The sequence below is a fragment of the Streptomyces sp. NBC_00090 genome (genome assembly GCF_045160815.1).
In the GTDB taxonomy this organism is placed as follows: domain Bacteria; phylum Actinomycetota; class Actinomycetes; order Streptomycetales; family Streptomycetaceae; genus Streptomyces.
Genome location: NZ_CP108224.1, coordinates 6,560,525 through 6,584,381 on the forward strand (window position 1 = coordinate 6,560,525; position 23,857 = coordinate 6,584,381).

16 protein-coding genes are annotated in these 23,857 nt (G+C 72.4%); 12 read left to right on the plus strand and 4 right to left on the minus strand.

Going from position 1 to position 23,857, the window contains the following annotated elements; translation table 11 throughout:
• Nucleotides 1–257: 257 nt before the first annotated feature.
• The 8 genes from OG361_RS29490 (at nt 258) to OG361_RS29525 (ending at nt 13,062) form a co-directional block, all read left to right on the plus strand.
• The gene (locus OG361_RS29490; protein ID WP_405858277.1) at nt 258–2,417 is read left to right on the plus strand and encodes a RecQ family ATP-dependent DNA helicase; all 2,160 of its coding nucleotides are present in this window, start codon (nt 258–260) and stop codon (nt 2,415–2,417) included.
• Between the two features lie 225 nt (nt 2,418–2,642).
• Entirely contained in the window at nt 2,643–4,076 is a 1,434-nt protein-coding gene (locus OG361_RS29495) for a DUF4192 domain-containing protein (protein ID WP_405858279.1), read from the plus strand.
• Between the two features lie 115 nt (nt 4,077–4,191).
• The gene (locus tag OG361_RS29500; protein ID WP_405858281.1) at nt 4,192–6,291 is read left to right on the plus strand and encodes a glycogen debranching N-terminal domain-containing protein; all 2,100 of its coding nucleotides are present in this window, start codon (nt 4,192–4,194) and stop codon (nt 6,289–6,291) included.
• Nucleotides 6,292–6,400: 109 nt separating this feature from the next.
• Entirely contained in the window at nt 6,401–7,204 is an 804-nt protein-coding gene (locus OG361_RS29505; RefSeq protein WP_405858283.1) for an NUDIX domain-containing protein, read from the plus strand.
• Between the two features lie 122 nt (nt 7,205–7,326).
• Nucleotides 7,327–9,132 (plus strand): ATP-binding cassette domain-containing protein, encoded by a 1,806-nt coding sequence (locus OG361_RS29510; RefSeq protein ID WP_405858285.1) that lies wholly within the window; start codon nt 7,327–7,329, stop codon nt 9,130–9,132.
• A 160-nt stretch (nt 9,133–9,292) separates the two neighbouring features.
• Nucleotides 9,293–10,180, plus strand: a complete 888-nt coding sequence (locus OG361_RS29515) for a FadR/GntR family transcriptional regulator (RefSeq protein ID WP_405858287.1) — start codon at nt 9,293–9,295, stop codon at nt 10,178–10,180.
• Between the two features lie 374 nt (nt 10,181–10,554).
• Nucleotides 10,555–12,099 (plus strand): RNA polymerase sigma factor, encoded by a 1,545-nt coding sequence (locus tag OG361_RS29520; protein ID WP_405858289.1) that lies wholly within the window; start codon nt 10,555–10,557, stop codon nt 12,097–12,099.
• 144 nt (nt 12,100–12,243) lie between these two features.
• A complete protein-coding gene (locus OG361_RS29525; protein WP_405858291.1) occupies nt 12,244–13,062 on the plus strand; it encodes a serine protease in 819 nt (272 codons plus the stop codon).
• A 114-nt stretch (nt 13,063–13,176) separates the two neighbouring features.
• Here the strand turns inward: OG361_RS29525 and OG361_RS29530 are convergent, their stop codons facing one another.
• A complete protein-coding gene (locus OG361_RS29530) occupies nt 13,177–13,407 on the minus strand; it encodes a hypothetical protein (protein WP_024754955.1) in 231 nt (76 codons plus the stop codon).
• Nucleotides 13,408–13,840: 433 nt separating this feature from the next.
• Between OG361_RS29530 and OG361_RS29535 the strand changes: the two genes are divergently transcribed.
• The 3 genes from OG361_RS29535 (at nt 13,841) to OG361_RS29545 (ending at nt 18,153) form a co-directional block, all read left to right on the plus strand.
• On the plus strand, nt 13,841–15,958 hold the full coding sequence (locus OG361_RS29535) for a type IIA DNA topoisomerase subunit B (RefSeq protein ID WP_405858293.1): 2,118 nt from the start codon (nt 13,841–13,843) through the stop codon (nt 15,956–15,958).
• Nucleotides 15,959–16,147: 189 nt separating this feature from the next.
• Nucleotides 16,148–16,564 (plus strand): DUF485 domain-containing protein, encoded by a 417-nt coding sequence (locus tag OG361_RS29540; RefSeq protein WP_384567906.1) that lies wholly within the window; start codon nt 16,148–16,150, stop codon nt 16,562–16,564.
• The gene (locus tag OG361_RS29545; protein WP_405858294.1) at nt 16,561–18,153 is read left to right on the plus strand and encodes a cation acetate symporter; all 1,593 of its coding nucleotides are present in this window, start codon (nt 16,561–16,563) and stop codon (nt 18,151–18,153) included. Before OG361_RS29540 ends, OG361_RS29545 begins: the two co-directional genes overlap by 4 nt.
• Nucleotides 18,154–18,166: 13 nt before the next feature.
• On the opposite strand, the gene OG361_RS29550 is transcribed toward OG361_RS29545, so the two are convergent.
• Together OG361_RS29550 and OG361_RS29555 are read right to left on the minus strand one after the other, a co-directional pair.
• Nucleotides 18,167–18,856, minus strand: a complete 690-nt coding sequence (locus OG361_RS29550) for a response regulator (protein WP_405858296.1) — start codon at nt 18,854–18,856, stop codon at nt 18,167–18,169.
• The gene (locus tag OG361_RS29555) at nt 18,853–20,607 is read right to left on the minus strand and encodes an ATP-binding protein (RefSeq protein WP_405858298.1); all 1,755 of its coding nucleotides are present in this window, start codon (nt 20,605–20,607) and stop codon (nt 18,853–18,855) included. Before OG361_RS29555 ends, OG361_RS29550 begins: the two co-directional genes overlap by 4 nt.
• A gap of 267 nt (nt 20,608–20,874) precedes the next feature.
• On the opposite strand from OG361_RS29555, the gene OG361_RS29560 reads away from it, so the two are divergent.
• Entirely contained in the window at nt 20,875–21,945 is a 1,071-nt protein-coding gene (locus OG361_RS29560; RefSeq protein WP_405858300.1) for a CobW family GTP-binding protein, read from the plus strand.
• 41 nt (nt 21,946–21,986) lie between these two features.
• On the opposite strand, the gene OG361_RS29565 is transcribed toward OG361_RS29560, so the two are convergent.
• The gene (locus tag OG361_RS29565) at nt 21,987–23,792 is read right to left on the minus strand and encodes a DUF262 domain-containing protein (protein WP_405858302.1); all 1,806 of its coding nucleotides are present in this window, start codon (nt 23,790–23,792) and stop codon (nt 21,987–21,989) included.
• Between the last annotated feature and the right edge of the window lie 65 nt (nt 23,793–23,857).

Sequence of the window (23,857 nt, forward strand, 5' to 3'; positions counted from 1 at the left end):
GGCGGTATGCCTTTCATATCCCTGCCCAGTTGCCCATTGTTCACTCCCCGTTTCCCCTCCTGTTTCACCTCCGGGCGGCAGGCATCAGTGGAAACACTCCTTCCGCTCCCGCCCTCCGAGTCTCCGCCGCCCCTCCGGGCGTCCACCGCCCCTCCGCTCCGCCGCCCTCGGCCGACGCGCGACGGTGACCCACCTCGCGCGGCCCGTCACACTGAGTGAGTTGGGCGATTGTCAGTGCCATCGGGTTGCATGGAGACATGGACAACCAGGAGCTCCGCGCCGAAGCAGATGCCATCCTCGCCGAGCTCGTCGGGGCCCCGGGGGGTTCGGCGCGGTTGCGGGAGGACCAGTGGCAGGCGGTGGCCGCTCTGGTGGAGGAGCGCCGGCGGGCCCTCGTGGTGCAGCGCACCGGCTGGGGCAAGTCGGCGGTGTACTTCGTCGCCACGGCTCTCCTGCGGCGGCGGGGTTCGGGACCCACCGTGATCATCTCGCCGCTGCTCGCCCTGATGCGCAACCAGGTCGAGTCGGCCGCGCGGGCCGGTATCCAGGCGCGCACCATCAACTCCGCCAACCCGGAGGAGTGGGACGCCATCTACGAGGAGGTCGAGCGCGGCGAGACCGACGTTCTCCTCGTCAGTCCGGAGCGGCTCAACTCCGTCGACTTCCGCGAGCAGGTGCTGCCCAAGCTCGCGGCCACGACCGGTCTCCTGGTGGTCGACGAGGCGCACTGCATCTCGGACTGGGGTCACGACTTCCGGCCCGACTACCGGCGGCTGCGGGCGATGCTCGCCGAGCTCGCCCCCGGCGTGCCGGTGCTGGCCACCACCGCGACGGCCAACGCGCGCGTGACCGCGGACGTGGCCGAGCAGCTGGGCACCGGGGCCGGCGAGGCGCTGGTGCTGCGCGGCACTCTGGAGCGGGAGAGCCTCCGCCTGGGCGTGGTCCAGCTGCCGGACGCCGCGCACCGTCTGGCCTGGCTCGCCGAGCACCTGGACGAGCTCCAGGGGTCGGGGATCATCTACGCCCTGACCGTGGCCGCGGCCGAGGAGGCGACCGCCTTCCTGCGACAGCGCGGCTTCACGGTGGCCTCGTACACGGGCCGCACGGAGAACGCCGACCGGCTGCAGGCCGAGGTCGACCTGCAGGAGAACAGGGTCAAGGCGCTGGTCGCGACATCGGCGCTGGGCATGGGCTTCGACAAGCCCGACCTCGGTTTCGTGGTGCACCTGGGGTCGCCGTCCTCTCCCATCGCCTACTACCAGCAGGTCGGCCGCGCCGGCCGAGGGGTCGAGCACGCCGACGTCCTGCTGCTGCCGGGCAAGGAGGACGAGGCCATCTGGCGCTACTTCGCCGATACCGCCTTCCCGCCCGAGGCCCAGGTCCGGCAGACCCTCTCGGCCCTCGCCGCCGCGGGACGGCCGCTGTCCGTACCGGCCCTGGAGGCGGCGGTGGATCTTCGCCGGACCCGGCTGGAGACCATGCTCAAGGTGCTCGACGTGGACGGGGCCGTCAAGCGCGTGAAGGGCGGGTGGAGCTCCACCGGCCGGGAGTGGATCTACGACTCCGAGCGGTACGCGTGGGTGGCCCGGCAGCGAGCGGCCGAGCAGCAGGCCATGCGCGACTACGTGAGCACGTCCACCTGCCGGATGGAGTTCCTCCGGCGCCAGCTGGACGACGAGGGGGCCGTCCCGTGCGGCCGCTGCGACAACTGCGCGGGGCCCTGGGCGGATTCCTCCGTCTCGTCGGAGACGCTGACCGGTGCGGCGAAGGAACTGGACCGCCCGGGAGTGGAGGTCGAGCCGCGCCGGATGTGGCCGACGGGGATGCCCGCACTTGGCGTCAACCTCAAGGGGCGTATCCCCGCCGGGGAGCAGTGCTCGACCGGCCGCGCCCTGGGGCGCCTCTCGGACATCGGCTGGGGCAACCGGCTGCGCCCCCTGCTGGCCGACAACGCGCCGGACGGTCAGGTCCCCGACGACGTCCTCAAGGCCGCGGTGGCCGTCCTCGCCGACTGGGCGCGCTCGCCGGGCGGCTGGGCAGCGAACGTCCCGGACGCGTCCGCCCGGCCGGTCGGCATCGTCGCCGTACCGTCCCTGACCCGCCCTCAACTCGTCGGCTCCCTCGCCCAGGGCATCGCGACCGTCGGCCGCCTCCCCTTCCTCGGCACCCTGACGTACACCGGGCCGGACGGTGCGCACACGGCGCGCCGCAGCAACTCCGCCCAGCGCCTCAAGGCGCTCTCCGGGGCCTTCGCCGTCTCGGAGGACCTGGCCGCCGCCCTGGCCGCCTCTCCCGGGCCGGTCCTGCTCGTGGACGACTGCACCGACTCCGGCTGGACCCTCGCCGTCGCTGCCCGCCTGCTCCGCCAGGCCGGCAGCGAGCGGGTTCTTCCGCTCGTCCTCGCCGCCGCGGGCTGAGTTCACTCCCCGAGGAGCCGGCCGCCCCGACCTGGGCGGTCGGCTCTGCCATGCCCTGGCCTGCCAAGACCTGCCCTGCCCTGCCGACAAGGGACCCGAATCATAGGCGTGTTGGCGCCGTCGCGGTATCGGCCTGTGGACAACTCCGCACGCTGACGAACACCGCGTTCCGGGAGTTATCCACAGGGGTTTCGGAATTCGGGAGAACACGAGACCGTCCTGACCATGAACGCGAATCAGCACGAATCCAGCGGACCCTCCCGTACCCAGCAGATCACCCTGCGCGGCCCGGCGGAACTGGCCGACGCTCTCCCCTTCATGCTGGGCTTCCACCCCACCGACTCCGTCGTCCTGGTCGCGCTCCACGGCGAGCACGGCCGCTTCGGCGGCCGCGTCAGGCTCGGCATCCCGCGCTCGCCCCGCGAATGGGCGTCCACCGCAGACCATCTCGCCGAATGCCTCGTCGAGGGCGGCGACCGGCACGGCGCCCGGCCGGACGGGATCGTCGTCTTCCTCTGCCAGGACCCGGAGCCCGGCGAGACGGGCCGCAGGGTCATGGAGCGGCTGCGCCCCTTCGCCCAGCGACTGCGCACCGCCTGCGGATCCCTCGACATCCCCGTCTACGAAGCCCTCTGCATCTCCGACGGTCTCTACTTCTCGTACTGCTGCCCCGACGCGCGGTGCTGCCCGCCCGACGGCACGCCCCTCGCACTCACCGGCACCTCGGTGATGGCCGCGACCGCCGCCTACGTCGGGGTTCAGCTACGGGGCTCCCTGCGCGACATGGAAGCGCGGTTCAAGCCCTCCGCCACGCCCTCCGCCACGCCCTCCGCCACGTCGTCCGCCACGTCGTCCGCCACGTCGGCGGACGAGCCGCAGCGTGCCGCCCTCGACGCGGCCGCCGCGGCCATCGTGCCCCGGATCCTCGAAGACCCCGCGAGCCGGGGGCGGGAGGAGGTGCGCGAGGCGACGCTGCGTACCGCCCGCGAGGTCCTCCGGAGGTTCGCCAACCCGGTGGGCGGCGCGGCCCGGGCTCAGCCTTCCCCCGGTGTGGCGGAGCGGGACGCGGCCGATGACGCCCTCATCGGGACCGAGGAGGCGGCCGTGCTCATCCTCGGCCTGCAGGACCGGGTCACCCGGGACCGCGCCGCCGAATGGATGGAGGGCTGGGAGGGCACCGCCGCCCTCCGGCTCTGGCGCGTCCTCGCCCGGCGCTGCGTCCCGCCCTACCAGGAGCACGCCGCCGCACCCCTCGCCCTCGCAGGCTGGGCAGCGTGGTCCACCGGCGACGAACCGACCGCCCGGGTCGCCCTGGGGCTCGCGCTCGACGCCGACCCCGAGTACGTCTTCGCCCGGCTGCTGCACCAGGCCTGCAACGAGGGGCTGGACCCCGAGTCGCTGCGCTCCTGCCTGAGGAGCGAGCGGGACTCCAGGGCAGCCACGGCGCAGACCGCCGCTCCGGCGCCCTCCCGGCGGGTCCGGACCCGCGGTGCCCGCCCGCAGGGCGTCCGGCAGGGCCTCGCGAAGCCGGGACGGCAGACCGGCGGATCGCAGCGCGGGACAGCGGCCGGAGTCCGGCCGAGCGGCCCCGCCGCGGGCAGGCCGGGGAGCGGTGCCCCGCGTCACGGCGGGCAGCGCGACACCAGGAGCGGACGATGACGACCGTGACCCGGCCGCCCGCGCACGCGTTCAGCTCTCTGACGGAGTCGTACGAACTGTGCCGCCGGCACCCCGCCGGCCGCCCGGACCGCACAGAGAGCAGCCCATACCCGCCATGGCCCTCAGCCCCGTCCCGGCCCCCGGACGCCCCGCAGGACACCCGAACGGACACGCCTACAGACACCCGAGCGGACACGCCTACGGGCCGCCGTCCGGAGTGGGCGCCGCGCCTCCGCGCGCGGCGCGGCCGGGCGAGCTGCCCTCGGTGCACGGCGCTCTCCTCTGCGTGGCCCTGCCCGCCCTCGCGATCTGCGCCGAGCACGGCCAGCTCACCGGGGACGGCCCGGAGGGGGTGTACGTGGCGGGACGACGGCTGCTGTCCCGCTGCGTCCTGCGGGTGGCCGGACGCGAGCCCGTCGCCCTTCAGGGCCGCATGGCCGCCGCCGACCGGGCGGTCTTCCTCGGTGTCCTGCGTGTCCCCGGGGACACGGGACCCGATCCCGGGCTCTCCGTCGAACGCTCGCGAGGTGCCGACGGAACCGAGCGCATCACCCTGCGGAACGCGACCGGCCGCCCCCTCCGCCTCCCGGTGGAAATCGCTCTGGGCACGGATCTCGCGCACCTGGGCGCGGTGGCGTCCGGCCGGACCGGACCCGAGCTCACCGCCAGCGTCCACGGCACCGGACTGCGCTGGACCGCGGGCGACGGACGGTCCGTCGCCGTCACCGCGGACCCGCCGCCCATGGACTCCCTGGCAGCGGCCGGCGTACTGCGCTGGGAGGCCGAGCTGGCCCCCGGCGGCCTGTACACGATCCAGCTGCGGGTGCGCGGCGACCGGATGGCCGGGCCCACGGCCGGCTCGGGCGGAGGCTCCGGACGGCCCGGCGGCCACCTCCTCTCCGAGGCGCGGGCCGAGGGCGACGACCCGCGCCCGACGGAGCTGCTGCGCACTTCCGTCGAGGATCTGCGGGCCCTGCTCCAGCGCGACCCCGCCCACCCCGCCGACGTCCATCTCGCGGCCGGCGTCCCCTGGCGCTGCGGACCGGTCACCGCCGAAGCGCTCTGGGCGGCCCGGATGGTCCTTCCCCTCGGAACGCGACTCGCCGCCACCACGCTCCGTGCCCTGGGCCGCGCCCAACTCCAGGGTTCCGGACCCGAGTCCGGCCGCATCCCCGGACCCCTCAGGGACGCGGGCCCGCACCTCCCGCCCCGCTGCACGGGCATCGAGGCGACCCTCGCCTTCCCCGCCGTGCTCGCCGAGGCCCGCCGCTGGGGGCTGCCCGCCGCCGACCTGGAGGAGCTGCTGCCCGTCGCGGAGCGCTGCCTCGGCTGGCTGCGCCGTACGGCCGCCCGCAGCGGCCTCGTACCCGACCCGGGGCCCACCGGGCCATGGCGGGCGGAGACCCAGGCGCACGCGCACCGCGCGGCCCTGCTCGGCGCGGACCTGCTCGACGCCTGCGGGAGGCCCGACGGGGACGCGCTGCGCGAGAGCGCACGGACCCTGCGCGAGCGGTTCCGGCGGGAGTTCTGGCTCGACGACCCGGCAGGGGGCCGGCCCGCCGTCGCCCGGGCCCCGGACGGCCGGACCTGGTCCCCGCTGGGCGGCTGGGCCGCACACCTGCTCGACACCGGTCTGCTGGGCGGCGGCCGGCACGCCCAGGGACTGCTGGACAGGGCGGAGACCGAACAGGTGGCCAGACTGCTCGGCACCCCGGCCCTCGACTCGGGGTGGGGGCTGCGCGGGCTGGGCGCGAAGGAGCCCGGACACAACCCCTTCGGCCACCGGGCCGGCGCGGTCCGGGCGCACGAGACCGCGGTCGCCGTCGCGGGACTCGCCGCCGCCGGTCACGAGAAGGAGGCCGCCGCCCTCCTGCGCGGACTGCTCGACGCCGCGGAGGCCTTCGCGTACCGCCTCCCCGAGATGTACGCGGGGGAGCAGCGGACGGCGGGTGGACGTCCGGTACCGCACCCGGCCGCGTGCCGGCCGGCGGCCGTCGCGGCCGCCGGAGCGGTGCAGGCGCTCGTCGCCCTCGCCGGGATCCGCCCCGACGCTCCGGGGCGGTCCGTGTCGGTGCACCCCATGGCCTCGGCCCCGCTGGGGGCGATCCAGCTGTCGGGGCTCGTGGTGGCGGGAGAGCCCTTCGCCGTACGGGTCGGCAGGCTCGGTCTCGGTATGGTCGAGGAGGCCGCCGAGGGCCTTCAACTGGGGGTGTGACGGGATGTCGGGCGCAGACACGAGGGAAGCTTCGCGGCAGGGCGAAGAAGTCGTCGCCGATACCTCGCCGAAGCGTGTTTATCGTCAGGGAGACGACTATGATCGCGGCATGTCTCCCTACGACCCGTCGGCCTATCCGCCTTTCGCCGTCACCGTCGATCTGGTCGTGCTCACCGTGCGGCGCCATGCGCTCTGCACCCTGGTCGTGAGGCGGGGAGAACCGCCGTTCCAGGGGTGCTGGGCGCTCCCCGGCGGCTTCGTCCGCGAGGGCGAGGACCTCGGTGCAGCGGCCGCCCGCGAGCTGATCGAGGAGACAGGTCTCTCCGCCCACGACCCCGGCGCCCCGCCGCCCGCGTCGGGGAACGGCGCACATCTGGAGCAGCTGGCGACGTACGGGGCACCCGGCCGCGACCCGCGCATGAGGGTGGTCAGCGTCGCGCACCTGGCGCTGGCACCGGACCTTCCCGCGCCGAGGGCCGGCGGAGACGCGAACAGCGCCCGCTGGGCACCGGTCGAGGAGCTGCTCGGCGAGGACGTGACCGCGGGGGCGGAGACGGAGCGGACCGAGACGGCCCTGGAGGCCGGGAAGAGGGGGGCCGAGCCGCTCGCCTTCGACCACGCCCGGATCCTCGCCGACGGCGTGGAGCGGGCCCGCTCGAAGATCGAGTACTCCTCCCTGGCCACGGCCTTCTGCCCGCCGGAGTTCACTGTCGGAGAGCTGCGGCGCGTCTACGAGGCCGTCTGGGGCGTCGCCCTGGACCCGCGCAACTTCCACCGCAAGGTGACCGGCACGCCCGGCTTCCTCGTTCCGGCCGGCGGCACCACGACCCGTCAGGGCGGCCGCCCCGCCCAGCTCTTCAGGGCAGGTGGGGCCACTCTCCTCAACCCGCCGATGCTGCGCCCCGAAGTCTGACCGCCCCGGACATCCGGCGCCCCAGGGCGCCAACCATGCACCCGAAGTCCGAAATGTAGCGTTATCTTGCTGCGGTAGCGCCGCCCTGCCGCGGAGCGGTGTCACCTACCGCGAGAGAAGCGATGCTCCAGGCAATCGGACTGACCAGTACTCCCCGCCGCGATCGCCCGCCCGCCGTGGCCGATCTGACCTTCGACGCGCGGCCGGGTGCCGTGACCGCGCTCCTCGGCCCCGCGGGTTCCGGGAAGACGACCGCGCTCCGGCTCATGCTCGAACTCGATCCGGGCCGCGGGATCACCCACTTCAGGGGCCGGCCGCTGCATCGGGTCGCCCGTCCGTCCCGTGAGGTGGGCGTGCTCCTCGGCGATGTCCCCGGGCATCCCTCCCGGACGCTCCGCGGTCAGCTGCGGATGCTCTGCGCCGCAGGGGGAACTCCCGTCGCGCGGGCCGACGAAGTGCTGCGGTCCGTGGGCCTGGCCGGGCTGGAGGGGCGGCGGATCGGCACCCTGCCGCTCGGCGCGGACCGCCGACTCGGCCTCGCCTGCGCCCTGTTGGGGGCCCCGCACGCCCTGCTGCTCGACGAGCCGGCGGCCGGACTCTCCAGCACCGAGAGCGCGGGGCTGTACGAGCTCCTCCGCGCGCACGCGGCCGGTGGGGGGACGGTGCTCTACACCACGCGGGACCCCAAGGACGCGGCCCGCAACGCCGACCGGGTCGTCACCCTCGACGGCGGTCGCGTCGTCGCCGACCAGGCCGTGACCGAGTTCGCGCGCACCCGGCTGCGCCCCCGGGTCGCCGTCCGCACCCCCCATGTCGCCCGGCTGGCCGCGGCAGTGACCCAGGAGGCCAGGGCCGCCCGCCGACCGGTCGAGGTGGTCGCGGAGGACGGCAACCTGCTGTCCGTCTACGGCAGCGACTGCGCCGCCGTCGGCGACACCGCGTTCCGGCACGGAGTGGTGGTCCACCGCCTCGCGGACGAGATCGGCGACACGGGTCCCGCTCCCCGAGCCGAGGGGGGTGACCCCGACGGGAGCGGCGCTCCCGAGCAGGAGGCCGCCCGGCGCGGGACACCTCCGTCCCGGGGCGTGGAGGGGGCGCCAGGGGCCGCCGGGAGCGGTGGCGGGGCCGAGGGCCGGCCCTCCGCCCGGAGGCCGGCCCGGTCGCCCTCGCGGCCGATCCGGTACGAGCTCCACCGGCTCGTGGGCGTGCCGAGCACCGCGCTCGTCGTGGCCGTGGTCCTGCTCGTCTCCGCGGTCCTCGCCGTGCTCCTCGGGCGCGGAGGCTCGGCCGAGCTGCCCGTCGTCCTCGCCGGCTGGCCGGCGCTGTCCCCGCTGCCGCCCGCCGCGCTCGGGGCCGGCGTGATCGGCGCCTTCTCCTTCGGGGAGGAGTACCGGTACCCGGCGCTCACCGCCGGCCGTGGGACCGTGCCCCGCAGGCTCGGCCTGCTCCTTGCCAAGCTCGTCGTGGCGGCGGCCGTGGCCCTCGCCCTCGGGGTGCTCGTCGTGGCGGCCGATCTGGGGGCCCTGCGGTTCTTGTACGGCGGCGAGTTGGTTCCCGTACCGGACAACTGGCCGGCGCTCTGTGCGAGTTGGCTGGGGCTGCTCGTCGGCTGCGCCTGGGCCGGGGTGCTCGGAGCCGGAGTTTTCCGGGCGGCGGCCGCCGGTGTGGCCGCGGTCCTCGCCGTACCGGTGGCCTTCGTGCCGTTGCTGCAGCAGGTGCTCACGGGGCCCTCGGTCCGGTCGGTCGCCGGACTGCCCGCGCGGCTGCGCGAGTTCGCCGGTCCGCAGTGGTCGCCGGCCGCCGACCGCTGGTTGGCGGGGGTGGTGCGGGTGGTCGGACAGCCCGCGGGGGTGGCGCTCTCGCTGGTGTTGACGGGGTTGCTCTGTGCCTATGTGTTCACGGGGCTTCGCCGGAGGGCCCGTTGGTGATCAATTACGGACCGAAAGGTTCCGGCTCGCGGGTAACTTCCTTGGAAAATGCCCTCTATGTCCGAAAAATCGTCAATTGCGCAGGGGGCGCCGATCACCCTTTCGTGTGCTTTTCACCAAAGACCTCAAGGGTCACGGAAGCAACGCCGACAAAGGATGCGTGAGTACCCTTGCGCACACCATGATGACCGCCGCCCGTTCCGTCGAGTCCGGCCTCGGCGCCCCGGGCGATCTCGACCGCTACCCCTACGCGGAGGCGCCCGGCGCCGGCCGCGTGGGTCCGCCCTCCTGGGAGGGCGTCGACACCGATCTGGGCCGCGTCGGCCGCCGGTCCGCCGGCAGCCGGGGCCGGGGGCTGCACGGTCAGCTCGTCCAGCAGCTCGGCCAGATGATCGTCTCCGGCGATCTCGGCGCCGACCGCCCTCTCGTCCCCGAGGAGATCGGTCAGCGGTTCGAGGTCTCACGCACCGTCGTGCGCGAGTCGCTGCGCGTGCTGGAGGCCAAGGGTCTCGTCAGCGCCCGGCCGAACGTCGGCACCCGGGTCAGGCCCGTCAGCGACTGGAACCTCCTCGATCCCGACATCATCGAGTGGCGCGCCTTCGGCCCACAGCGCGACAACCAGCGTCGTGAGCTGAACGAGCTGCGCTGGACGATCGAGCCCCTGGCCGCCCGCCTCGCCGCCGGACACGGCCGTGAGGACATCCAGCAGCGCCTCGCCGACATGGTCGAGATCATGGGGCACGCGTTCGCACAGGGCGACGCGGTCACCTTCTCCCGCGCGGACACCGAGTTCCACTCGCTGCTGATCCAGCTCGCGGGGAACCGGATGCTGGAGCACCTCTCCGGCATCGTCGGCGCCGCGCTCCAGGTCTCCGGCGGTCCCGTCACGGGCTGCGACCGTCCCGGTGAGGCCTGCCTCGGGCACCACGCCCGTATCGTGGACGCCCTGGCCGCCGGGGACGCACAGGCCGCCGAATCCGCCATGCGTCAGCTGCTGACCGCGCACCCCGAGGTGGAGCGCGTCGTTCCCGCCCCCCGCGAACACTGACCGCGGACCGTGGCCGGGAGCGCGGAGGCGTACGCATCGCGTGCCGCCGGGTCCGAGCGTGGTCCGGGGAGCCCGGCAGGGTTTCCCCGGATGGCGCCAGGGTTCCGGCGGCGCGAATGTCCCAGATCTACCGGTTCGGCCGCTTCGTCGTGAATGGGGTGTGACTCGGGCCACGAAGATTGGGCGTAACACTCCTCCGAGCCGTGCGATGACCTAAGAGGTGACAGCCGAGGAAGGAATACAGCAGCCGTCGTAGGCGCTGTGCAGTTCCCCGGTCCAACCCGCGCCGTCGGCACCTTCCGTCGACGGTCGTCGGCTCCGGCCCTATCCAGGGCGGGGCCGGAAGCCGTTTCCATCGTTCCGAGAGGTTGTTCGTGTCGGCCAGCACATCCCGTACGCTCCCGCCGGAGATCGCCGAGTCCGAGTCTGTGATGGCGCTCATCGAGCGGGGAAAGGCTGATGGGCAGATCGCCGGCGATGACGTGCGTCGGGCCTTCGAAGCTGACCAGATTCCGCCAACCCAGTGGAAGAATGTTCTGCGCAGCCTCAATCAGATCCTCGAGGAAGAGGGTGTGACGCTGATGGTCAGTGCAGCGGAGTCGCCGAAGCGCGCCCGCAAGAGCGTCGCAGCGAAGAGCCCGGCCAAGCGCACCGCCACCAAGACCGTCACCGCCCGCACGACCGTGACGAAGACCACCGTCTCGGCGACGGCTCCTGCGGCGGACAGCGACGACCTGGCCGACGAGGCCGGATCGCCCGCCAAGAAGGTGGCCGCGAAGAAGACCGTCGCCAAGAAGACGGCGGCCAAGAAGACCGTCGCCAAGAAGACGGCGGCCAAGAAGACCACGTCCAAGAAGGACGGCGACGAGCTCGCCGAGGGCGAAGAGCTCCTCGAGGACGTCGCGCCCGGCAAGGGTGAAGAGGAAGAGACCGAGGGCGAGAGCAAGGGCTTCGTCCTGTCCGACGAGGACGAGGACGACGCTCCGGCGCAGCAGGTCGCCGTCGCCGGTGCCACTGCCGACCCGGTCAAGGACTACCTCAAGCAGATCGGCAAGGTCCCGCTCCTCAACGCCGAGCAGGAGGTCGAGCTCGCCAAGCGCATCGAGGCCGGCCTGTTCGCCGAGGACAAGCTCGCGAACTCGGACAAGCTCGCTCCGAAGCTCAAGCGCGAGCTGGAGATCATCGCCGAGGACGGCCGCCGGGCCAAGAACCACCTCCTGGAGGCCAACCTCCGTCTGGTGGTCTCCCTGGCCAAGCGCTACACCGGCCGCGGCATGCTCTTCCTGGACCTGATCCAGGAGGGCAACCTGGGTCTGATCCGTGCGGTCGAGAAGTTCGACTACACCAAGGGCTACAAGTTCTCCACGTACGCCACCTGGTGGATCCGCCAGGCGATCACCCGCGCCATGGCCGACCAGGCCCGCACCATCCGTATTCCGGTGCACATGGTCGAGGTCATCAACAAGCTCGCGCGCGTGCAGCGTCAGATGCTCCAGGACCTGGGCCGCGAGCCCACCCCGGAGGAGCTGGCCAAGGAGCTCGACATGACCCCTGAGAAGGTCATCGAGGTCCAGAAGTACGGCCGTGAGCCGATCTCCCTCCACACCCCGCTGGGTGAGGACGGTGACAGCGAGTTCGGTGACCTCATCGAGGACTCCGAGGCGGTCGTGCCGGCCGACGCGGTGAGCTTCACGCTCCTCCAGGAGCAGCTGCACTCCGTGCTCGACACGCTCTCCGAGCGTGAGGCGGGCGTCGTCTCGATGCGCTTCGGCCTCACCGACGGTCAGCCGAAGACGCTGGACGAGATCGGCAAGGTCTACGGCGTGACCCGCGAGCGGATCCGTCAGATCGAGTCGAAGACGATGTCGAAGCTGCGTCACCCGTCGCGCTCGCAGGTGCTGCGCGACTACCTCGACTGATCCGTCCGAGGCGGCATAGCCACACGCGAAGGGCCCGGTTCCCCGAGAGGGAGGAACCGGGCCCTTCGCGTGTGCGCGGGTGCACGGGGCCGACGCGTGCTGGACGCTGGGTGAACCGACATCAGCGGAGAGTCAGGAGGCTCCATGCGTGGTTCCTTCACCCGAGCATTGACGGGTGCCCTGGGCCTGATCACGGCGGCGGCGGGGCAGCTCGCCACAGCCGCCCCCGTGGCCGCCGACAGCGTCGTGGTGGGCGGCCGACAGGCCTTGATCACGGACGCGCCGTGGGTCGTGGCGCTGTCCAGCCGTGACCGGTTCGGGGGTACCCGGGCGGGGCAGTTCTGCGGGGGCGTGGTGGTCGCGCCCACCAAGGTGCTCACAGCGGCCCACTGCCTCGGCCGAGAGGTGCTCGGCGGCGAGCCGTGGGAGGTGCGCGACTTCGTGGTCATCGCGGGCCGTGCCGCGCTGCGAGGGCAGGGCGGGCAGGAGGTGAGGATCTCGGAGACCTGGGTCAATCCCGACTACGACCCGACGGCGAACTCGGGCGATCTCGCCGTGCTGACGCTGGCGAGCGCGCTGCCGCAGTCGTACGTGATCGGAGTCGCCCCCGCGGGGGACCCGGCGTACACGCCCGGCACGGAGGCGGACGTCTACGGCTGGGGGGACACGACCGGCAACGGGACCTATGCCTCCACGCTGCGGACGGCACGCGTCCAGGTCCTGCCGGACACGGCGTGCGAGCGGGCGTACCCGGGCGGTTTCGGCGTCCCGTACCGCAGCGACACGATGCTGTGCGCGGGCGACCCGCAGGGCGGCAGGGACGCGTGCCAGGGGGACAGCGGCGGGCCGCTCGTCGCCAAGGGGCTGCTCGTCGGCCTGGTGTCCTGGGGGAGTGGCTGTGGGCAGGCGGAGAACCCGGGTGTCTACACGCGGATCTCGGCCGTGCTGCCGGAGCGCGTCTGACCGGACGGCTCCGGTCCCGGGTACGAGAACGGGCGGCCATCCCCCTTGCACGCGGGGATGGCCGCCCGCAGTCCGGTCAGCGACCGGATATGGGCTCGTCGGGGGTGCGAGGCGTCAGTGCTCGTCGCCCGTCGTGCGGGCAGGCACGTCCGTGAGCCGGTCCGTCTCGTCCTGTATCTCAGCGGCGATCTTCTTGAGTTCCGGCTCGAACTTGCGGCCGTGGTGGGCGCAGAAGAGCAAGTCACCTCCGCTGGTCAGGACGACACGCAGGTATGCCTGGGCGCCGCAGCGGTCGCAGCGGTCAGCGGCCGTCAGGGGGCTCGCGGGGGTCAGAACAGTAGTCACGTCGCCTCTTCTCTAGCTCGACGAGCTGTCGTACCAGGGTCAACATCCAACCAGGCCGGAAACGTTCCCGCTCGTGGCTTTTCCTCGAAACTTTTTCCCAAGGTGGCTGTCTGCTGCCGGTTGGCGGCGAATGAGCCGTATTGCTTCGCTCTACGGATTTCGCGTTGCTTGTGTAGGTGCGCCCTCCCGGCGTGGTTGCCGGTTGTTGATGAGGACGTGCCCGGAGCCTAAATGGTTCATGCCTGGAAGGGAACGTGATGTTCGCTTCACCCCATCGAGGGATCGAACATCCATACGACCCTGGACTAGCATGAGGAATCGGGGAGGGTGGCGTGACAACGGCTCTACCAGGCATCGGTACCCTCTGACCGGTGAACGACGCCGGGCCTTACCCCACCGGGCCAGTTTTCAAATTCAGCGAGGAGCGAACCGCGTGACCGCCGAAACGTCCGTGCCGTCCAGTGCGCTGCTGACCGCAGACCGTGACGCTTCCAACTACACCGCGCGGCACCTGCTCGTACTCGAAGGGCTCGAAGCGGTCCGCAAGCGCCCCGGTATGTACATCGGGTCCACCGACAGCCGCGGCCTGATGCACTGCATCTGGGAGATCATCGACAACTCGGTCGACGAGGCCCTCGGGGGCTACTGCGACCACATCGACGTCATCCTCCACGACGACGGCTCCGTCGAGGTCCGGGACAACGGCCGCGGCATCCCGGTCGACGTCGAGCCGAAGACCGGCCTCTCCGGCGTCGAGGTCGTCATGACCAAGCTGCACGCCGGCGGAAAGTTCGGCGGCGGCTCGTACGCCGCTTCCGGCGGCCTGCACGGCGTCGGCGCCTCCGTGGTGAACGCCCTGTCGGCCCGCCTCGACGTCGAGGTCGACCGGAACAGCTCCACGCACGCGATCAGCTTCCGCCGCGGCGTCCCGGGCATCTTCACGGAGCAGGGCCCCGACAGCCCCTTCGACCCGGGCAACGGCCTGCGGAAGAGCAAGCGCGTCCCCAAGACCCGGACGGGCACGCGGGTCCGCTACTGGGCGGACCGGCAGATCTTCCTCAAGGACGCCAAGCTCTCGCTGGAGACCCTCCACCAGCGCGCCCGGCAGACCGCCTTCCTCGTGCCCGGCCTCACCATCGTCGTCCGTGACGAGCGGGACCTGGCCGGGATCGGCAAGAGCGAGGAGACCTTCCGCTTCGACGGCGGCATCAGCGAGTTCTGCGAGTACCTCGCGCAGGACAAGGCCGTCTGCGACATCCAGCGCCTCACCGGCATGGGCACCTTCAAGGAGACCGTCCCGGTCCTCGACGAGCGCGGGCACATGACCCCGACCGAGGTCACCCGCGAGCTCGCCGTCGACGTCGCCCTGCGCTGGGGCACCGGCTACGACACGACGGTCAAGTCCTTCGTCAACATCATCGCCACCCCCAAGGGCGGCACCCACGTCTCCGGCTTCGAGCAGGCCATCACCAAGACGGTGAACGAGGTGCTGCGCTCGGCCAAGATGCTGCGCGTCGCCGAGGACGACATCGTCAAGGACGACGCCCTGGAGGGGCTCACGGCCGTCGTGACGGTCCGTCTCGCCGAGCCGCAGTTCGAGGGCCAGACGAAGGAGGTCCTGGGCACCTCCGCCGCCCGCCGGATCGTGGCGAACGTGGTCGCCAAGGAGCTCAAGGCCTTCCTCACCTCCACCAAGAGGGACGCCAAGGCACAGGCCCGCGCCGTTCTGGACAAGGCCGTCGCCGCGGCCAGGACCCGGATCGCGGCCCGCCAGCACAAGGATGCGCAGCGCAGGAAGACCGCGCTCGAGTCCTCCTCGCTGCCGGCCAAGCTCGCCGACTGCCGCAGCGACGACGTGGAGCGCAGCGAGCTCTTCATCGTCGAGGGCGACTCGGCCCTCGGCACGGCCAAGCTCGCCCGCAACAGCGAGTTCCAGGCCCTGCTGCCGATCCGGGGCAAGATCCTCAACGTCCAGAAGTCCTCGGTCTCGGACATGCTCAAGAACGCCGAGTGCGGGGCGATCATCCAGGTCATAGGAGCAGGCTCGGGCCGTACCTTCGACATCGACGCGGCCCGCTACGGAAAGATCGTCCTGCTGGTCGACGCCGATGTCGACGGTGCCCACATCCGCTGCCTCCTGCTGACGCTCTTCCAGCGCTACATGCGGCCCATGGTCGAGGCGGGGCGCGTCTTCGCCGCCGTACCCCCGCTGCACCGGATCGAGCTCGTCCAGCCCAAGAAGGGCCAGGACAAGTACGTCTACACGTACTCGGACAACGAGCTGCGCCAGACCCTGCTGGAGTTCCAGCGCAAGGGGGTCCGCTACAAGGACTCCATCCAGCGCTACAAGGGTCTGGGCGAGATGGACGCCGACCAGCTCGCGGAGACCACGATGGACCCGCGCCACCGCACCCTGCGCCGGATCAACATCGGCGACCTGGACTCGGCGGAGCAGGTCTTCGATCTCCTCATGGGCAACGACGTGGCACCCCGCAAGGAGTTCATCACCAGCTCGGCGGCGACCCTCGACCGCTCGCGCATCGACGCCTGACAGGGGCGACCGACCGGATCGGGCCGTGCGGTACGCATATCAGCACGGCCCGGTCGGGCCACCTGGGAGAACTGTCACCTGATGGGGTGAAGAGAGGGAGGAGAAGAGTCCGGGATCTTCCTGCTCTGTCCATCCTTGGGCACGCGGCCGAAACGGTTCGCTGACAAGGAGAGTTGGCCGGTGGAGCAGGTGGACAATCAGGAGGGGCGCGACGTTTCGGCGGTGCCGATCGACGCCTCCGGGTACGACACGGCAGTGCCCCGACAGCGCGATCCCGGCGCGGCGGAGATCTACCTGGAGGTCCAGCGGAGCCCCGCCTTCCAGGAAGTGCGCCGACGCTACCGCCGGTTCGTCTTCCCGGCCACCCTCGCCTTCCTGCTCTGGTACCTCGCCTACGTCGTCGCGGCGACCGCCGCACCCGGCCTCATGGCACGGCCGGTCGCCGGGGCGGTGAACGTGGCGATGGTCGCGGGGCTCGGACAGTTCCTCACCACCTTCCTGCTGACCTGGGCCTACGCGCGCCACGCGCGGCTGCGTAGGGACCGGGCCGCCCTGGAACTGCGCTGGGACACGCAGGAGATGACCAGAGGGGCGGCGCAGCGGTGACCGGAGACCACCAGACCCTGGCGCTCGTGCTCTTCAGCGTCTTCATCGCCGTCACCCTGGGCATCACCACGTGGGTGAGCCGCGACCGGCACGGATCGGCGGAGGAGTTCTACGCCGGGGGCAGGCTGTTCTCGCCCCTGGAGAACGGATTCGCCATCGCCGGCGACTACATGTCCGCCGCCTCCTTCCTCGGCATCTCCGGGCTGATCGCCCTCTACGGCTACGACGGCATGCTGTACTCCGTCGGCTTCCTCGTCGCCTGGCTCGTCGTCCTCCTGCTCGTCGCGGAACTGGTCCGCAACTGCGGGCGGTTCACCCTCGCGGACGTCGTCGCCGCGCGGATGTCCGAGCGGCCGGTGCGGATCGCCGCCGGCACCTCCTCGGTGGCCGTCTCCGTGCTCTACCTCGTGGCCCAGATGGTCGGCGCCGGAAGCCTGGTCGCCCTGCTCCTCGGGGGAACCAGCGAGGCGGCCCGCTCCTGGACCGTCATCGGCGTGGGGGCGCTGATGGTGGTCTACGTGTCGCTCGGCGGCATGCGGGCGACCACCTGGATCCAGATCGTCAAGGCGGTCCTGCTCATGGCGGGCACGATCGCGCTGACCGTCCTCGTCCTGTTCCGCTTCCACGGCGATGTGAACGGCCTGCTCTCCGCCGCGGCCGACCGCAGCGGCCACGGACGGGACTTCCTCGGCCCCGGGCTGCGCTACGGGGGCGACTGGACCGCCCGCCTCGACTTCATCAGCCTCGGCATCGCCCTCGTGCTGGGCACCGCCGGACTGCCGCACATCCTGGCGCGCTTCTACACCGTGCCCACCGCCCGGGCCGCCCGCCGCTCCGTCGTCTGGTCCATCGGCCTCATCGGCAGCTTCTACCTGATGACCATCGTGCTCGGCTTCGGCGCGGCCGCGCTGATCGGCCCCGCCGAGGTCCGCGCCTCCAGTGCCTCGGGGAACACCGCCATCCCGCTGCTCGCCCTCGATCTCGGCGGGGGAGCGGGCTCCACCGGCGGCACCGTGCTCTTCGCCGTCGTCGCCGCCGTCGCCTTCGCGACCATCCTCGCCGTCGTCGCCGGGATCACGCTGGCCTCCTCGGCCTCCGTCGCCCACGACCTGTACAGCTCGCTGCGCCGTCGGCACACGAAGCAGTACAGCGAGGTGACCGTGGCGCGGCTCGCGGCCGCCGTGATCGGCGCGGCCGCCATCGGTCTCGGGCTGCTCGCCCGCGATCTCAACGTGGCCTTCCTCGTCGGCCTCGCCTTCGCGGTCGCCGCCTCCGCCAACCTGCCCGTGCTGCTCTACTCGCTGTTCTGGCGGAAGTTCACCACCCGGGGCGCCGTCTGGTCGGTGTACGGCGGGCTCGTCCCCGCGGTGCTGCTCGTCCTGCTGTCACCGGTGGTCTCGGGCAGCCCGGAAGCACTGTTCCCCGGCGTCGACTTCCACGTCTTCCCGCTCCAGAACCCGGGTGTGGTCTCCATCCCGCTCGGATTCCTCGCGGGCTGGATCGGTACGGTCACCTCGACCGAGCCGCCGGACGAGGCGCGGCACGCCGAGACCGAGGTCCGGGCGCTGACGGGGGCCGGGGCGGCCTGAGCGGGCGGGTCCCTCAGGAGGCGGGCGGTGAGGCCGCCCAGGCGTACCGGTGCTCGGGGCGTCCCGTCTCGCCGTACCGCAGCGAGAGGCGTACCCGGCCGGTGCGTTCGAGGAGCTTGAGGTAGCGCTGCGCGGTCTGGCGGCTCACGCCGGCCCGCTCGGCGATCTCCTGCGCGGAGAGCGGCCCGTCCGCGGCGAGCAGCACCTGCCGGACCAGCTCGGCCGTGGTGGGGGAGTGCCCTTTGGGCAGGTCGGGGGCGACGACACCCGCCGCGAGGACCCCGAAGATCCGGTCCACCTCGGCCTGCTCCGCCTCGCCGCCGCCCCCCAGGGCCTGCCGGAGTGCCGCGTACGCCTCCAGCTTGGTGCGCAGCCCCGCGAAGTTGAACGGCTTGACCAGGTACTGGAGGGCGCCGTGCCGCATCGCCGCCTGCACGGTGGCCACGTCCCGGGCCGCCGTCACCATGATCACGTCGCACTGGTGGCCGCGCGCGCGGAGCTCACGTACGGCGGCGAGGCCGTTCTCGTCCGGCAGGTAGTGGTCCAGGAGGACCAGGTCCACCGGGTGCTCGGCCAGGGCGGCGAGCGCCTCGGCGGTCGAGTGGGCGGTGGCGGAGACCCGGAAGCCGGGCACCTTCGCGACGTAGGCCGCGTTGATCCGCGCCACGAGCACGTCGTCGTCCACCACGAGCACGTCGATCATCGGGCCTCCCCGGCGGGTTCCGGCGCGACGGCGCTTCCGGCGGTCGAGTCGGTCGAGTCGGTCGAGTCGATCGCGGTGGTCCCGGCGGGTCCGGCGGGTCCGGGTCCCGGCTCCGATGCGGGATCGGGATCGGTCAGGGCGTCCGGCAGGACGACGGTGAACTCGGCCCCGCCTTCGCGGCCGTCGGTCACCCGGGCCGTGCCGCCCCGGCGCTCGGCGAGCCGGCGGACGAAGGCGAGCCCGAGACCGCGCTTGCCGTGGGACGGCGGTTCCTTCGTCGACCAGCCCTCGGTGAAGATCAGCTCGCGGCGCTCCTCGGGAACACCGGGGCCGCTGTCGGTGACCCGCAGGACGACCGTACGGCCCTCGGTGCGGAAGGCGACCTCGATGCGGGCGCCGGGGGCGCCGGCGACGGCGTCCAGCGCGTTGTCGATCAGGTTGCCGACGACGGTGACCAGCTCACGGGGGTCGACCAGCCGGTCGGGCAGCAGGGACTCCGGGGAGAGCCGCAGCGAGACCCCGCGCTCGGCGGCGACGGTCGCCTTGCCGACCAGGAGCGCGGCGAGCAGCGGGTCGTGGATCTTCTCCGTGACCTGCTCGGCGGTGGCCCGGTGCACCCCGACCACCTCGGTGACGAACTCGACCGCCTCCTCGTGCATGTCCAGTTCCAGGAGGCCGAGGAGGGTGTGCAGACGGTTGGCGTGCTCGTGGTCCTGGGCGCGGAGGGCGTCGATCAGTCCCCGGGTCGAGTCCAGCTCGCGCCCGAGCCGCTCCAGCTCGGTGCGGTCGCGCAGGGTCGCGACGGCGCCGCCGTCGTCCGTGGGCATCCGGTTGGCGATGAGGACCCGGTGGCCCTGGACGGTGACCAGGTCGTCACCCGTGACCCGGCCGGCGAGGACGTCGGCGGTACGGCCCCGGCCGAGGACCTCGTCGAGGGGGCGGCCCGCGGCCTCGGGGCCGAGGCCCAGGAGCCGCTGGGCCTCGTCGTTCATGAGCCGCACGGAGCCCGTGCGGTCGATGGCGACGACACCCTCCCGGATGCCGTGCAGCATGGCCTCACGCTCGGCGAGCAGCGCGGAGATGTCGGAGAAGGCCAGGTCGTGCGTCTGGCGCTGGAGCCGCCGGGAGATCAGATACGCGGCCAGGGCCCCCACGGCGAGCGCCCCGCCCGCGTACGCGAGGAGGCCCGGGATCGCGGCGAGGAGCCGGTCGCGGACGCTGTCGTACTCGATGCCGACCGAGACCGCGCCGACGATCCGGCCGTCCGCGTCGCGCAGCGGCGCCTTGCCGCGTGCCGAGCGGCCGAGCGTGCCGCTGTCGATCTCCATCACCTCCTGCCCCGCGAGGACGGCGCTCGGGTCGGTGGAGACGCGACGGCCGATCTGGGCCGGGTCGGTGTGCGACCAGCGCAGCCCGCGGGTGTCCATGACCACGACGTACTCGGCGCCGGTGGAGGTCCGGATCCGTTCGGCCTCCGTCTGCACCGGGCCCCGCGCGGAGGGCGGGGTGCCGGTGAGGTCGGCGGCGAGCCGGGGCGAGGCGGTGGTCTCGGCGATGGCCAGGGCCCGTCGCATCGCCTGATCGTCGAGCTGGGCGCTCAGCGGGGCGAGGAAGAGCCCGGTGGCGAGGACGGTCACACCGGTCGCGATGGCCAGCTGCATCAGCAGGACCTGCGAGAACACCCGCTGGGGCCACCCGAACCGCCGACGGCGCGCGAGGGGCCGTGCGGGGCTGGTCTGTGCGGGGCTCATGGCAGAAAAGGTAAGCGGCCGGGAGCCGCGACCGGAAATGCCGGGGCGGACGCGAGCCTGTCGGCCGGGCGCATGGAACACCGGGAGCGGGCGGCGACGGCCGGGGGCGGGGTTGGCAGTGGCAGGACGGCGGGGCGCCCGGTCCGGCTGTCGGACCGTCCCGGCGGCGCGCCCCGCCCCTGGGACCGTCCCGGTCGCCGGGGCGATCCCGCCTATCCTGGGGCCTCCCACGTCCGTGGGAGGCACGCGCGACCGGAGGCACGACCCTTGACCACGCAGCAGATCCCCGTCGTCGTCCTGGCCGGGTTTCTCGGGGCCGGGAAGACCACGCTCCTCAACCATCTGCTGCGCAGCGCCCGGGGTACCCGCATCGGGGTCATGGTCAACGACTTCGGTGACATCGGCATCGACGCGATGACCGTCGCCGGACAGGTGGGATCCACCGTCTCCCTCGGCAACGGCTGCCTGTGCTGCGCCGTCGACGCGAGCGAGCTCGACGAGTACCTGGAGGTCCTGACCCGGCCCGAGTCCCGGCTCGACGTGATCGTGATCGAGGCGAGCGGCCTGGCCGAGCCGCAGGAGCTGGTCCGCATGGTGCTGGCCAGCGAGAACGAACGGATCGTCTACGGAGGGCTCGTCCAGCTTGTCGACGCGGCCGAGTTCGATGCCACCCGGCGGCTCCACCCCGAGACCGACAGGCACCTCGCCCTCGCCGACCTCGTGGTCGTCAACAAGGCCGACCGGGTCTCGGAGGACGGGCTGCGGGCCGTCCGGGACACCGTGGCCGGCCTCGCGGGACGCGCCGCCGTGGTCGAGGCCTCCCACGGCCGGATCGAGCCGGAGCTGCTCTTCGACCGGGTCGTCCCGGAGGACGAGATCGAGGGCCAGATGTCGATCGAGGACATCCTGTACGGCCCCGGGGACGACACCCACACCCACCCGCACGCGGCCTACGAGACCCTCTCGCTGACGGCCTCGACCCCGCTGCACCCGCGCCGGCTGATGACCTTCCTGGACTCCAGGCCCGAGGGGCTCTACCGGATCAAGGGCTTCGTCGACTTCGGCGTCGCCGACCCGGACAACCGCTACGCCGTGCACGCGGTCGGCCGCTTCCTGCGCTTCTACCCCGAGCCCTGGCCCGCCGGGGAGGAGCGGCTCACCCAGCTCGTCCTGATCGGCTCCGGCATCGACGCCGCCGGCCTGCGCAAGGAGCTCGCCGGATGCGAGCCGAGCGGCCCGGAGGACACCCCCGACGAGCACAGCATGTGGGGTGTCCTGCGCTACGTGCGGCAGACCGACGAGGAGCCGGACCAGGCCGGGGACGCCCCGCTCTCCTGACCTCCCGCGGGCCGGTGGGACTCCCGCCGGCCCGGGGCGGATCAGAGGCCTTCGGCGGCCTCCTCCACGGCGTCGTCCGCGATGGCCTTGCCCATCGCGGCGGAGACCTCGGCGAGCAGCGCTGCCTTCCGCGCGGCGAAGAACGCGGAGAAGTCGTCGGCCGCCATGTGCTCGGGCGCCACGAGGTGCGACCGGATGTGTCCGTGGACCTGCTCGGACGTCGTCTCCGCGCTCCTGGCCAGCTTCACCAGGTACTCGGAGGGCGCGTTGCCGCCGATGATCCGGTTGGTACGGGCCGTCAGCGGGGTCTTGTTGACGATGGAGTTGGAGAGACCCGCGTCCTTCCCCGCGCCGTGGCACCACACCTTCGGGAAGATGTGGTGGATGTCGATCGACTCGTCGAAGTACTGGGTGATCTCGGCCTTCTGGCCGGTACGCCAGTCCAGCGCGCCCGCCTTGAGCAGCAGGGCGTAGATGCCCTTGTACGCGGCGCTGTTGCGCGTCCGGAGGGTCAGCAGCCGGCCGGGGGCGAACTGCGCGGCCTCGACGGTGCGGGGCTCGCCCAGGGCACCGCGTATCCAGCCCACGACGTCCGGCAGGTCGTGGCTGAACCGGGTCTCCGTCGAGCCGCCGTACAGCTCGCCGAAGACACCGCACCAGTACCAGCGGGCGAGCTTGTCCTGGGCCCCCGCGCTCTGCGCGTCGTCGCCCGCGACGGCCAGGATCGCGGCGAGGGGGATGAGCTGGGTGCCGTACGGCAGGAACCGGGTGTCGAAGACGTACAGCTGGTGCAGGAACTTCGCGGCGCGCTTGAACCCCTCGACGACGAGCGGCGCGAAGCGCACGTACTCGTCGAGCGCGAGCTCCAGCATGTCCTTGCGCTTGCAGCCGACGCGCGGCAGGCGCTCCTCCGGGACCCCGCTCCGCACCGCGTCCTCGCGGCGGGCGGCCGTGGCCAGCAGGGTCACCGACTGGAGGAAGTCGGTGTTCGAGACGTCCTTGAGGATGCGGTACTTCGGCGCGTCCCAGGCCGCCTTCACCTGCGTCTCCCAGTGCTGCCTGAGGTCGAACTCGTCCGCCGCGAAGGTGGCCGTGAGCAGCTCGAAGACGGTGAGGGAGACACCGCCCGTGTTGACGTTCTCGAAGACCTGGCAGACGGCCTGACGGGCCGTGTTCCGGCCCAGGGAGATCACGGGCACCTGGTAGCGGTCGAAGTGCCGGAGGAACCTGTCGTCGAAGTCCTGCCAGAACAGGAGCTTGTCCCGGTCGAAGTCCCAGTGGGTCTGGTAGCCCGACACCCACTCGCGGGGATTCAGGACGTACTTCAGCGGGAAGAGGAGGGCCTCGTACTCCTTCTCCGGAGTCGAGTAGTCCTCGATCACCTCGCCGCGGAAGTTCTTGACGATCCTGTCGCGCGGCAGGAAGCGGATGGCGTCCTCGCGGTCGGTCTGACCGTCCATCACCGCCTGCATGTCGGCGTAGAACCAGCCGGACACCCGCTGCTTCCGCAGGTCCTGGGTGACCACCGGCTCGTCGAGCTTGATCGACTGGAAGAGCGAGGTGAGCCGCTGCTGGCCGTCGAGGACCAGGGTCTCCGGCTCGACGCCCGGGGGCGGGGTGGCCCCCTCGATCGGCCGGTGCTTGAAGCGGACGTCCCCGCCGGACTGCAGCGTCATGACCGTCCCGACCGGGAAGCCCTGCGAGACCGACGCGAGCAGCGCGGTGATGTTCGGATGCGGCCACACCCAGCCCCGCTGGAACTCGGGGAGCTGCGCCCTGCCGTCCTCGACCTGCCGGAGCAGATCACGTAACGGGCGCTTGTCGATGCTGAATGCTTCGTCCGTCAACGCGGCCTTCCTTCGCTCGGGACCGGACCGCCGGCGCAGGGCCCGGCCGATCATCGGGCCGAGGC